Below are 518 nucleotides of genomic sequence, written 5' to 3'. Positions count from 1 at the left end.
CTGTCGTATGCCTGCGTCGGCGTACCGAGGTAGTCATGCACTATCGTGTAGCGTTCCCCATCCGTGACCTTCGCCACAGGAGTGAACGACGTTCCGTCATAGACCCATGTCACAAGGCCCTCCGGCTTCTCCGTGCCGTCGTATTCCTCGCGTCCGGTCTCGTCCGTGACGAGCTTCGGTCTCCGGGCTTCGTCGGTGTCCCATTCGTGCAGCACCACGTTGCCGTCCCAGCCGAAACGGTGCACGGTGCCGCCCGTCCTCTTGGATATTCTTCTGCCGAGGGCGTCATAGCCGAACGTAACCGTCCTGCCGTCGGGAGTCCTCACCCCGGCAAGCATACCGTTGGCCTGCCATTTGTAACAAGTGTCGCCTTGCTGCCAGCCGGCGAACGGGTCGGTCTCACGGCTGTTGTCCTTGTTGTCGGCATCATCCGCAGAGAACAGCATACCGAGCCATCCCTTCTTTTCGGTGTGCCCGCTTTCCGGAACGGACACATCCCTGCGGCTCTTGTGTACGAG

1 protein-coding gene is annotated in these 518 nt (G+C 61.2%); it reads left to right on the top strand.

Translation table 11 applies throughout. From position 1 onward, the window contains the following. Nucleotides 1–206 precede the first annotated feature (206 nt). Nucleotides 207–518: hypothetical protein (locus DWY55_RS22480; RefSeq protein ID WP_243633695.1), on the top strand; the 312-nt coding region annotated here is incomplete at its 3' end.

The organism is Bacteroides sp. AF25-38AC (genome assembly GCF_003602995.1).
Classification (GTDB): domain Bacteria; phylum Bacteroidota; class Bacteroidia; order Bacteroidales; family Bacteroidaceae; genus Bacteroides; species Bacteroides uniformis.
The sequence above is the reverse complement of the archived record's forward strand: the minus strand, read 5'-3'. Positions and strand labels throughout refer to the sequence as shown.